Genomic DNA, 11,080 nt, shown 5'->3' with positions numbered 1-11,080 from the left:
CCGCTCAACTGCCCGATGATCGAGAACATCGGCAGGAACATGCCGGCCACTATGAAGCCGACGATGATCCCGAGGAACACGATGAGCATGGGCTCGAGGGCGGCCGTGAGGCTGTCGACGGCCTCGTCGACCTCGCGTTCGTAGAACCCGGCCACCTTCTCGAGCATGTGATCCACGGCGCCCGTCTCCTCGCCGATGGAGATCATGGACGAGACCATGGGCGGGAACACCGCCGGGTACTTGATGAGGGTGGTGCTGATCTGCTCGCCGCGCTGGACGTTGTCCTTCGTCTCGTCGAGGATGTCCTCGATGATGGCGTTGCCGGCCGTGCCCTTGGTGATCTCGATCGACTCGATGATGTTGACGCCGGAGCGCAGCAGCAACCCGAACGTGTTGGAGAAGCTGGCGATGGCGCTCTTCTGCACGAGCGTGCCCACGATGGGCATGCGCAGCGTGAAGCCGTCCATCACTCGCCTGCCGTTCTTGGTCCGGTAGAAGAGCCCGAGGCCGACTACGATGGCGACGATCAGGCCGATCATCACGTACCACTGGTAGCGGAGGAAGTCGGAGACGGCGATCAGCGCCTTGGTGATGACGGGCAGGTCGCCGCCGAGTTGGTCGAGGATCTGTGCGAACTGCGGGACGATGCCGGTGAGCAGGAACCACGTCACGGCCAGAGCTATGACGAGGACGACGGTCGGGTAGGTGAGCGCCGTCTTGATCTTGCCCCTGAGCGCGGCCTGCTTCTCCATGTACGCGGCGATGCGGTCGAGGATCCCGTCGAGGTTGCCCGACACCTCGCCGGCGCGCACCAGGTAGATGTAGAGCTTGTTGAATAGGCGCGGGTGCTTGGCGAGGGCGTCGGAGAGCTGCTGGCCCGTCTCGACGTCCTCGCGCACCTGCTTCAGCGCGTCCTTGAGGCCCTGCTTGGGCGCCTGCCGTTGCAGGATGGCGAGGCTCTGCACGACGGGGAGGCCGGCGTTGATGACGGTGGCGAACTGGCGCGAGAAGATGGTGATGTCGCGCACGGTGGGGATGCTGCCGAAGTCGAGCCACTTCGGGAGCTTGATGTCGGCCGACAGGCCCGACTTGGGGGCCTTGATCTCGGTGACGAAGTAGCCCTTCTGTCTGAGCGCCGACGCCACGTCGCGCTCGGAGATCGCCTCCGTGGTGCCAGCGATCACCTTGCCGCTCCGGTCACGGACCTTGTACTCGAAAACCGGCATCCTGCCTCCCAGCTCGCGCGGATCGCGCCCCGTCTGCACTTCAGGACGCTACCCGGGCCGCGCCCAGCCTACCCGAGCGCGGGCGCGTAGAGCTGGTGGATAGGTCACTTAGCCCCGGGCCCAGCGGCACACTGTCGCAAGCGGTAGCATGCGCCACATGGCCGCCTCACGCCGGGAGTCGCTCAGCGCGCGCCGCGCCCGGGCGCAGAGGGTGCTGAGCGAGCTCAAGCGGCGATACCCCGACGCGCGGACGGAGCTCGAGTTCGGCTCGTCGTTCCAGCTCCTCATCGCCACGCTGCTCTCCGCCCAGGCGACCGACGTGAGCGTCAACCTGGCGACGCCGGCCCTGTTCGCCGCCTACCCCGACGCGGCTGCGCTCGCGACCGCCACCCCCGAAGAGGTCGAGCCCTACATCCAGACCATCGGGCTATTCAGGACGAAGGCCAAGAACGCGGTCGCGACGGCCAGGCTGCTCGTGGAGCGGCACGGCGGGGAGGTGCCTGGCACCATGGCGGAGCTGATCGCGCTGCCGGGCGTGGGGCGCAAGACGGCGAACGTGGTGCTGGCCAACGCCTTCGGCGTGCCGACCATCGCCGTCGACACGCACGTCGGCCGCGTGGCGCGTCGCCTCGGCTTCACCACGGAGACGGACCCTGACAAGGTGGAACTCGACCTCACCAAGACGTTCCCGCGCGACGAGTGGATCTTCGTTCACCACGCCCTGATCCTCCACGGTCGGCGCGTGTGCACGGCGCGCCGACCCGACTGCGAGCACTGCCCCCTCTGCGCCGACTGCCCCTCGTGCGGGAAAGTGTGAGGCGCGGCGGGCAGAGCCCGAGCCCGGGGCCCTCGGTGAGCCGCGTCGGCGCCCAGCACGCCTAGGCACGGGTACGGGTAGCGCTCGCCCGGGCGCGGCGCGGCTGGTAGGTTGACCACATGATCGACCTCGCGATCGTCGGCGCGGGCCCCATCGGCATCGAGGCCGCCATCCTCGCCAAGCGAGCAGGCCTGACCTGCCGGCTCTTCGACAAGGGCGCCGTCGTCGACGCCATCAGGCGCTACCCGACCAACATGCTCTTCTTCACCACGTCGGAGCGGCTCGAGGTGGGCGGCCACCCGCTCGTCACCGCCACCGACAAGCCTACGCGCAAGGAGGCCATCGACTACTACCGCAAGGTCGTGGCCAACGAGGAGCTCGACGTGGCCACCTTCACGGAGGTGGTCGGCATCGCCGCGCCGCGCCCAGGCGGTCGCGGCGGTTTCACGCTCCGCAGCCGGCCCGCCGAGGCGTGGCGCCGCCGGGCGGGCGAGCCGCTCGAGGAGACCACCGCCCGCTACGTGGCGGTCGCCACCGGCTACTTCGACACCCCGAAGCTGCTGGGCGTGCCGGGCGAGGACCTCCCACACGTGTCGCACTACTACGACGAGGGCCACGCCCACTTCGGGCGTCGCGTCGTCATCGTCGGTGCTGGCTCGAGCGCCGCGGACGCCGCCCTCGACCTCCACCGCGCCGGGGCTCTCGTGACCATCGTCCACCGCGGCCACGACTTCAGGCGCAGTCTCAAGTACTGGATCCGCCCGAACCTCGAGAACCGCGTGAAGGAGGGCTCCATCGCGGCCCACTTCGGGACCGTCGTCAAGACCATCACGCCCCACGATGTGGTCGTCGACCAGGGCGGGGCGGAGCTGCGCCTCCCGGCCGACCGCGTCTTCCTCCTGACGGGTTACTACGCCCCACCCGAACTCCTGAGGGGCGCCGGCGTGCGGGTAGACGAGGGCACGCTCGCGGCCGCGCTCGACCCCGCCACGTTCGAGAGCAACGTCCCCGGGCTGTTCGTGATCGGCTCGGCCGGCTGCGGCACGCGCACGTCGGACGTGTTCATCGAGAACGGCCTGATCCACGCCCGCATGGCCCTGGCCACCATCAGCGGTCGCCTGGCGGGCCCCCGCAAGGACCGGCCGGCGGCGGCCGGGCGGCGCGACGCCCCGCTCAGGAGCTGAGCCTCCCGCCGCGCCGGCGGGGCGCCGCGGGTCGTCACTCCGCGCGCCCCGCCGGGGCGCTAGACTCGTCACGGGAGGTCGACGTCATGAAGCAGCGCGACCTGTTGATCGGCATCGGACTCATCGTGCTCGGCGTGCTGTTCCTGCTGGGCCCGGCTCTCAACCTGGCGCAGGTCGGATGGCCGTTCTTCATCATCGTCCCCGGCGCCGTCCTCATCTTCCTGGCGTTCACCATGCCCGCCACCAACGCCGCTCTCGCCGTCCCCGGCACCATCCTCGCCACGATCGGCCTCATGCTGCTCGTCTTCACGCTGATCTCCCACTGGCAGGGCTGGGCCTACGCCTGGACCCTCATCCTCGCCGCCACCGGTGTGGGCACGTACCTGCAAGGCGTCCTCACCGACAACCCGCACCAACGCAGCGCGGGCACCCGCACCGCCGTGTGGGGCTTGATCGGTTTCATCGTTCTCGCGCTCTTCTTCGAACTTCTCATCTTCGGGAGCCGCGGCGGCTTCCTGCGGTGGCTCGTCCCGATAGGCCTCATCGTGGCCGGCGCCATCATGCTCTACCTCAACAACTCCCGCCGCCCACCCGACGGCCGCACCGCACCGCAGCCGTCGCCACCGCCGCCGCCCCAGGCCGGCACGGCGGTCACGCCGCCACGAGGGCGGAACCAGGAGCACGGCTGACGCGTGACGGCTGAAGGCAGGCGCCCGCGCCGGGGCCGACCGAACCCCGACTTCGGCGGCGGCCGATGCGGCTGATAGTCACCCACGAGCAGCCCGACTTCGACGCCCTGGCCAGCCTGGCGCTCGCGAAGCTCCTCTACCCCGGCTCCACCGCGACCATCCAGGGCGCGCTCAGCCGGCAGATCGGCGCCTTCCTGCGCCTCTACCGCGACGAGCTCGACCTCACCCCCGCGGATCAGGTGGACCAGGGCGCCGTCGAGGAGCTCATCGTCGTCGACACGAACGACCCCAAGCGCATCCGCCCGTTCGACGCCCTGCTCGGGCGCGTGCCGGTCACGCTCTACGACCACCACCCGCAGGGGCCCGGGAGCATCGCCGCGGCGCGCGGCATCAGCGAGCGCATCGGCGCCACCGCCAGCCTCCTCACCCGCGAGCTGATGGCGACCGCCATCGTCATCCCCCCGCCCGTCGCCACCCTCGCCCTCCTGGCCATCCACGAGGACACCGGCAACCTGACCTTCGACCAGACCCGCGCCGACGACTACCGCGCCGCTGCCCACCTCCTCGCCGCCGGCGCGAACTTGCAGGTGGTGCGCCGCTTCGCACACACCAGCCTTGACGCCGCCCAGAGCGCCTTCCGCGACGCGCTCCTCGCGAACGCGCGGCTCGAGCGGGTGGCGCGGCGCCCCGTGGCGGTGGCAGCCTTCACGCACCCTTACGTCGGTGGCGTGAGCGCGACCGTCAACGACCTCCTCGACCTCTACGGCGCGGACGCCGCCGTGGCCGCGGTGCGCATGGACGCCCGGACGCTCGTGTTCGCGCGCAGCAACGAGCGCTTCGACTGCGCTGCCGCCCTCGAGGAGGCGATAGGCGGGGCGGGCCACCCCGGCGCCGCCTTCGGCAAGACCGACGAACCGCCCGAGGCGGCCCTGCAGCGGGTGACGGCCGCGCTCGCACATCACGCCACCCCCGCCCTCACGGCGCGCGAGCTCATGACGACGCCCGTGCGCACCGTCACGCAGCACACCACCGTGGCGGAGGCGAGCAGCAAGCTGCTGACGTTCGGGCACAACGGGATGCCCGTCCTCGACGACTCGGGCCAGGTACTCGGCGTCGTGTCGCGCCGCGACCTCGACCGCGCCGTCCGCCTCGGCCTGGCCGACTCGCAGGTCAGCGGGTTCATGACCCGCGAGGTCGTCAGCGCGCCGCCCGGCGCCACCCTCCCGGAGCTGGAGGCGCTCGTCCTCGCCCACAACATCGGGCGCATACCCGTCGTCGATGACGGCCGCCTCGTCGGCATCGTCACGCGCACGGACCTGATCGGCGCGCGGCACCGGTCGGACACGACCGACGACCTCGCCGCCCGGCTGCTGCCGCGCCTGCCGAACAGCGTGAAGCGGGTGCTCGACGAGGCGGCGGCCACCGCCGGCGCCATGCCGCTCTACCTGGTGGGCGGCACCGTCCGCGACCTCCTCCTCGGCGCGGGCGTCAAGGACGTCGACCTCGTCGTCGAGGGCGAGAGCGCCGAGAGCTTCGGCATGCGGCTTCAGGCGCGGCTGGGCGGCACGCTGTCTTGCCACGTCGACTTCGGCACCTGCACGCTCGCCCTCGACGGCGGCGTCATGCTCGACCTCGCCACGGCCCGCGAGGAGACCTACGCCAGACCGGGCGTGCTCCCCGCCGTCACCCCGAGTTCGCTGCGCAAGGACCTGGCGCGCCGCGACTTCAGCGTGAACGCCCTGGCGCTGAGGCTCCAGCCCCTCCCCCACCAACTGATCGACCCGTTCGGGGGCGCCGCCGACCTGGAGGCGCGCCAGTTGCGCGTGCTGCACCCGCTCTCGTTCGTCGAGGACCCCACCCGCATCCTGCGCGGCGCCCGGCTCGCCGGCAGGTTGGGCTTCCGCTTCGAGCGCGGCACGCTCGCGCAGGCGAACGCCGCCCTCGACCCGCGCTTCCTCGGCAACGTGAGTCGCTCCCGGCTACGGGCCGAACTGGAGCTGACCCTCGACGAGCCGCGGGTCGCGCCGGCGCTGACCGTCCTGACGGAGCTGCACGCCCTCGAGGCGATGTTCGGGCTGCCGCGCGCCACGGGCCTGCTCGACCCGCTCGCACTGGCCACGGCCCTCGACGCCCTGCGCGAGGCCGGACCGGTTCCGAGCGAGGCGTACCTCCTCGGCCTCATGGTCGGCGTCGACGAGGCGGAGCTGCAGGCGCACGTGGACGAGTTCAACTGGCCCAGGCGCCACCTCGTGAGCGTGGAGCGGGTACTGCGCGTGCTTCGGCCTGCCCTCCGCCCCACGCACCAGGGCAGGCCGGAGGCGCTGCGCGACGAGGAACTCGAGGCCCTCGACCCGGCCGCCCGCTGGCTGCTGCGCGCCATCGACCCGGAGCTGGCTCTGCGCCTCGAACGGCTCGAGACCGCCCCGCCCCGCCGGAAGCTGCGTGGAAGCGATGTGGTAGCCTTGGGCCTGCGGCCGGGACCCCGCATCGGGCACGTGCTGGACGAAGTCGCCCGCGCCCGCGCCGAGCACCGGGTTTCGACCTTCGAAGAGGAACTCGACCTTGCGAGGCGTTTGGTGAGCGCCGAACGCCACGCCGGCGGTCTGGAGTGACGCGATGTTCTTGAGGCTCATCAGCCAACCCAGCATCCTGGTCATCGCAGCCATCGTCATGCTGATGGCGCTGATCTTCCACAACATCGTGCAGGCGCTCGTGGCCGAGCGGTTGGGCGACCGCAGCCCGCGCCTGGCCGGCTTCGCCGCCTTCGAGCCGCAACGCCAGCTCGACCCGTTCGGGGTCCTGTTCCTGCTGCTGCTCGGCTTCGGGTGGCCCAGGTCGGTTCCCGTCAACTCCCGCAACTACCGCGGCCGCGGCAGGGCGGAGGCGTGGGTGTGGCTCGCCGGCATCGGCGCCTACCTTGTCGTCGCCTTCGTGAGCCTCCTCCTCGCCGCCCTCTTCCGCTCGCTCAACAGCCCAGTGCTCGACCTCGCCTTCGAGGTGGCCGCCAGCTACTCGCTCCTGCACGCGGTGGTGAACCTCTTCCCGCTACTGCCGCTCGACATGGGGCGGGCCGCCCTGGCGTGGGGTCACCCCGACGTGCGCCGCGTCATCATGCAGGTGGCGCAGTTCGGCGTGCTCGGCTTCATGGTCTTCTTCTTCGTGCTGAGCGCCACCGGCGTCATCCCGCGACTCATGCGGTTCTTCGAGCTGCTGTTCTCCCGCATCATCGGCCTGATCCCCGGGCTCTGACGCGCCCGGCCGCCGGCGGCGGCGGCCCCCGTGACCGCGTCCTAGTCCGTCAACTCGCCGTGTCGACGAGCGGCGCGCTGCGTTCCCTCACGTCGACCATCATCTGCACGAGCGGGGCGTACGTCTCGAAGGTCTCGAGCAGCCGACCCGCCGGATCGAACTTCCTGATGAGGTGACCGCCGCGGCGCCCCGCGTACAGGTAACCCGAGTCGTCGACGCCCAGGTCGACGAGCGTGTCCGTGACCTCGCCCTGGCGTGCGTCGAGGGCGAACGAGACGCCCACGCGGCCGTCGGCCGTGACCTTGCGGACCTTGCTGGCGCCCGCGTCGGAGATGTACACGTTGCAATCGGCGTCGACCGCCATGCCGTCTAGCAGGCGCAGGCCGGGTTGCTCGGCCGACACCTTGAACGCCCAGCGCGTCTGGTACTCACCGTCTTCGCCCAAGCGCTGCACCTGACGGTTGCCGTAATCCAGCACGTATACGTTCCCCTTCAGGTCGACGGCCAGGTCGCGCGGGTCGTTGAACGTCCCGTGCCCCTTGCCCGGCCCCCCGAAGCTGGCGAGGTAACGCCCGTCGTTGGTGAAGCGCGACACCAGGTGAGTCTCGCTGTCGAGGACGTACACCGTGTCGTCGGGCGCCACCGCCAGCGCCACCGGGTAGAGGAACTCGCCCGGTTGCATGCCGTAGGCGCCGAAGGAAAGCTTCACGCTGCCGTCCGGCGCCAGCTTGTGGATCATCTTGTGGCTCTGCTGGCCCACCCGGTACTCGAAGATCGCCGCGAACAGGTCGCCGCCCGAGTCCACGCCCACCGACAGTGGCGCCGCCGAGAAGTTCCCCTCGCCCACCCCGATGTCGCCCACGGAGCTGTGCAGGTTGCCCTCGGGATCGAGGATCCGCAACACGCCCTGGCGCGCCGAGACCGTCACGACGAGGCGCGTGGGCAGGCTGCCCGACTCGTCGACCTCCAGGTCGACGCTCTGCAGCGTGTCGTACACCTCGTCGAGGGTGGGCCGGTCGTCGGGGTCCTTGGCGATCATCCGCATCACCAGCTGATCGAGGGCCTTGGGCACCCGCAACTCCACCTGCCTCGGCGGCGGCGGGGTCTGGAAGATCTGCTGGTGGACGATGGCCTCGTACCCGCCCTTGAAGGCGGTCTGGCCGGTGAGCATCTCGTAGAACACCAGCCCGAGGGAGTAGATGTCCGAGCGGTGGTCGATCTTGAGTCCGCGCGCCTGCTCCGGCGACATGTAGACGGGGGTGCCGACGCGCGCGCCCGTCATGGTGAGGCGCGACAGCACCTTGCCGCCAGCGATGCCGAAGTCCATGAGCTTGACCGCGTCGGGCCTGAGGCGGCTGCCGTCCTTGCCGTCCGCTGGCCTGATGCCGCCGCGGGTGATCATCACGTTGGCAGGCTTGATGTCGCGGTGGATGATCCCGGCGGAGTGGATGTGCTGCAGCGCGCGCACGACGAGCTGCATGATCTCCACCGACAGCGGGATGTCGAGCTCGTGCGCCTCGATGTACCCCTCGAGCGAGCGCCCGTCGACGAACTCCATGACCATGTAGTGCTGCACGCCCACGGCGCCGTGCTCGAAGGTGCTCACGATGTTCTTGTGGTTCAGGCGCTGCGCCACCTCCGCCTCCCGGTGGAAGCGCCTGATGAACTTGGCGTCGGCGACGTACTGCTCCATGGGGATCTTGAGCGCCACCACCTGACCGTCCGACAGGCGCTTGGCGCGGTACACGCTGGCCATGCCGCCCGAACCGACCTTCTCTAGCAGCGTGTAGCCGGGCACGTCGGCCGCGTCGAACTGCGGCGAGGACCCGCTCGTGGCGGCGCGCGCCTCGCCGACCTGCCGGCGCCTGCGGCTGGCCGGTGCGACCCGGCTGCTCTTGGCGACCTGCACGGTCGCCGGCACGAGGAGGCCGAGCGCCAGCGCTGAGAGGATCAGCGGCGCCATGGCGCGCTCCGCCCCGCCCAGCCACAGCACGGCCACGGTGAGGAGGACGGCGAGCGACAGGAGCGCCCCGAGCAGCCAGGCGGGGGCGCGCAGCAGCAGGGCGAGCAGGAGCGCCCCGACGACCCACAAGACGATCATGGCTCCACCCCGAACACGACTGTCGTGATGTTATCCGGCCCGCCACGCTCGTTGGCAAGGGCGATGAGCATCTCCACGTTCAACTGCCGGTCGGAGTTCGACCTGATCTCGGCGAGTATCTCCTCCGGCTTGACCAGGCCGTGCAGCCCGTCGGTGGAGAGCACGAGCACGTCGCCAGGCTCGATGGCCAGCTCGATCACGTCGGGCGCCACCTGCGGCCGCGTGCCGAGCACGCGCGTGATCAGGTTGCGCCACTCGTGGCTCTCGGCCTCCTCCTCGTTCAGGAGGCCCTTCTCGAGCTGCTCCTCCACCCACGAGTGGTCCTTGGTCAACTGGTAGATCTTGCTGCCGCGCACCAGGAAGGCGCGCGAATCGCCCACGTGACCCAGGTAGGCGCGCCCCTTCAGGATGGCCACGCACGTGAGCGTGCTACCCATTCCGCGCCGGTTCGGTTGCTTGATGGCCGCGGCGTACACGCGCCGGTTGGCGAGCCGCATGGCCTTGTCGATGAGGCTGCCGACCCCCACCACGGGCCGGTGGGCCCGCAGCTCCTCGACGTAGCGGGAGAACGACTCGTCGAGCACCTCGGTGGCGAGCTTGCTCGCGACCTCGCCGGCCGCCGCGCCGCCCATGCCGTCCGCGACCGCCAGCAACGTGAGATCACCGCCGTCGAGCGGGAAGCTCCAGACACGGTGGAAGTCCTCGTTGAATGGCCGCACACGACCCACGTCCGAGCCGTGGCCCACGTTGTGACCGAGCCGCACACCCCGAGTCTACATTGTGGCGGCGCGCCTTGGCCGCGCTAGCCGCTGCTCAGTTGCCCTTGGCGCGTGGCCGCCTCACCGTCTGCAGGTACGGGTAGCGCTCGAGCATGCGCCTGACGTCGGTGAATAGCCCCACCGCCTCCTCCACCCCGCTCGGGACCTGCTGCAGCCGCAGGTAGGCCGTCTGCCCGCCAGGGAACACGAGGGTGGGGGTGCCGAACACGTCCTGCGCGGCCGCTCTCATGTGCTCCACGGCCAGTGCGGTGCGGCCCTCCGGGTTCGCCAGCTCGTGCTCGAAGCGCGCCAGGTCGAGGCCCACCTGGCGCGCGACGCCGGTGACGGTCGCGAAGTCGAACGGTTGGTAACGCAGGTGGTTGGCGCGCTGCAACGCCAGACGGTAGGCGTCGTGCGCCTCGGGCCCCTGCTTGCGGGCCGCCAGTGACGCGAGGAACGGCAGCAGGCCCTTGCAGCCGCTCTTGTCGGCGCGGTCCAGCGGCTCGTTCCAGAGCTGCCAGGCGCCACCGTTCTCCCCCGCGACGCGCGCGTGTTCGCTCTGGAACAGCGAGAAGTGCTCCCAGGCGACCTCCAGCCCAAGTGGCTTCTCTATCAGGGCGATGAGCTCCGCGGCGCGCCACGAGAACGGGCAGACGTAGTCGAAGTAGACGGTGACGCGTTCGCGCATGGCGTCACTACATCATCGGCTCCGGCGCCGCCGGGTAGTGGAAGACACAGGCGCGTCAGTTGGAGTCGGTTCCGCCGTCGTCGCCGGGCGCCCGCGCCGCGGCGTCGTCGCGTTGGGGCGGCTCGGGTATGGGGCCGAACCTCGCCTCGTAGCGGGCCAAGTTGTCCTCGAGGCTCCGCAGCAGCGCCTTGGCGTGACGCGGGCTGGTGACGAGCCGGGACGTCACGACCGGCTGCTGGCCGGGCACCACCAACACGAAGTCGAGCAGGAACTCGTCGGGCGTGTGCGCGATGACGGCACCGTTCGTGGGCCGGCCCCGCGCCGTCTCCTTGTCGATCTCGAACTTGAGTGGGTTCATGCCCCAGGCT

General features: G+C 70.6%; 10 protein-coding genes. 5 read left to right on the top strand and 5 right to left on the bottom strand.

The window, feature by feature from the left end:
• Positions 1–1,226, bottom strand: a 1,226-nt coding sequence (locus H3C53_03495) for a type II secretion system F family protein (GenBank protein ID MBW7915740.1), incomplete at its 3' end; no start/stop codon positions are given.
• A 157-nt stretch (positions 1,227–1,383) separates the two neighbouring features.
• Here H3C53_03495 and nth point away from each other — a divergent pair.
• The 5 genes from nth (at position 1,384) to H3C53_03470 (ending at position 7,165) form a co-directional block, all read left to right on the top strand.
• The gene (gene nth, locus H3C53_03490; protein MBW7915739.1) at positions 1,384–2,043 is read left to right on the top strand and encodes an endonuclease III; all 660 of its coding nucleotides are present in this window, start codon (positions 1,384–1,386) and stop codon (positions 2,041–2,043) included.
• A gap of 119 nt (positions 2,044–2,162) precedes the next feature.
• Positions 2,163–3,227, top strand: coding sequence for a YpdA family putative bacillithiol disulfide reductase (gene ypdA / locus H3C53_03485; protein ID MBW7915738.1), 1,065 nt, complete (start codon positions 2,163–2,165; stop codon positions 3,225–3,227).
• 86 nt (positions 3,228–3,313) lie between these two features.
• Positions 3,314–3,916, top strand: coding sequence for a hypothetical protein (locus H3C53_03480; GenBank protein ID MBW7915737.1), 603 nt, complete (start codon positions 3,314–3,316; stop codon positions 3,914–3,916).
• 65 nt (positions 3,917–3,981) lie between these two features.
• The gene (locus H3C53_03475) at positions 3,982–6,528 is read left to right on the top strand and encodes a CBS domain-containing protein (GenBank protein MBW7915736.1); all 2,547 of its coding nucleotides are present in this window, start codon (positions 3,982–3,984) and stop codon (positions 6,526–6,528) included.
• Positions 6,529–6,532: 4 nt separating this feature from the next.
• Complete coding sequence (locus H3C53_03470; GenBank protein MBW7915735.1) at positions 6,533–7,165, top strand: site-2 protease family protein; 633 nt, start codon at positions 6,533–6,535, stop codon at positions 7,163–7,165.
• Between the two features lie 49 nt (positions 7,166–7,214).
• Here the strand turns inward: H3C53_03470 and H3C53_03465 are convergent, their stop codons facing one another.
• The 4 genes from H3C53_03465 to H3C53_03450 are packed head-to-tail and all read right to left on the bottom strand — an operon-like array spanning position 7,215 to position 11,070.
• On the bottom strand, positions 7,215–9,266 hold the full coding sequence (locus H3C53_03465; protein MBW7915734.1) for a protein kinase: 2,052 nt from the start codon (positions 9,264–9,266) through the stop codon (positions 7,215–7,217).
• Complete coding sequence (locus H3C53_03460; GenBank protein MBW7915733.1) at positions 9,263–10,030, bottom strand: serine/threonine-protein phosphatase; 768 nt, start codon at positions 10,028–10,030, stop codon at positions 9,263–9,265. Before H3C53_03460 ends, H3C53_03465 begins: the two co-directional genes overlap by 4 nt.
• Before the next feature lie 49 nt (positions 10,031–10,079).
• Entirely contained in the window at positions 10,080–10,712 is a 633-nt protein-coding gene (locus H3C53_03455; protein ID MBW7915732.1) for a DsbA family protein, read from the bottom strand.
• 55 nt (positions 10,713–10,767) lie between these two features.
• Positions 10,768–11,070, bottom strand: a complete 303-nt coding sequence (locus H3C53_03450; GenBank protein MBW7915731.1) for a DUF3467 domain-containing protein — start codon at positions 11,068–11,070, stop codon at positions 10,768–10,770.
• Positions 11,071–11,080 lie beyond the last annotated feature (10 nt).

It is taken from the genome of Trueperaceae bacterium, from assembly GCA_019454765.1.
In the GTDB taxonomy this organism is placed as follows: Bacteria; Deinococcota; Deinococci; order Deinococcales; family Trueperaceae; genus JAAYYF01.
The sequence above is the reverse complement of the archived record's forward strand: the minus strand, read 5'-3'. Positions and strand labels throughout refer to the sequence as shown.